The sequence below is a fragment of the Deinococcus sp. genome (genome assembly GCF_018260405.1).
Taxonomy (GTDB): Bacteria; Deinococcota; Deinococci; order Deinococcales; family Deinococcaceae; genus Deinococcus.
Map to the genome: position 1 here is coordinate 1 of NZ_JAGLBG010000174.1, position 449 is coordinate 449.

1 protein-coding gene is annotated in these 449 nt (G+C 65.9%); it reads left to right on the forward strand.

All coding sequences use genetic code 11. The features are described from left to right. Positions 1-409, forward strand: a 409-nt coding sequence (locus QZ269_RS12690) for a RecX family transcriptional regulator (protein WP_291427065.1), incomplete at its 5' end; no start/stop codon positions are given. Positions 410-449 lie beyond the last annotated feature (40 nt).

Below are 449 nucleotides of genomic sequence, written 5' to 3' on the forward strand. Positions count from 1 at the left end.
GAAACTAGAAAAACGCAGCGACGACCCCGACCTGATCGCGCAGGTGCTGGAGCGTGTGCAGGCGCTGGGCTACCAGCAAGACGCGCAGGTGGCCCGCATTGAAACGGGGCGGCGCGGGGTGGGACAGTTCCGGGTGCGGCAGACCCTACGCCGCCGGGGGCTGGACACCGAGCTGATTGACGAAACCATTCAGGCCATTGACCCCGACGAGGAGCGGGGGGCGGCGCTGGAACTGCTCTCACGGCGCTGGAGCAGCCTGAGCCGCAAACGCGACCCGAGGGCCAGCGCCTACGCCCTGCTAGCGCGGCGTGGTTTTTCGGGCAGCGTCATCTGGGACGTGATGCGCGAGGTCGCCGAACAACAGCCCGACGATGATTTTGTACCCGACGACGCGCATGAGGATGGCTGAAACCAGTTGTCTTCGGGGCGCTCATTTCCCTTGACACCCC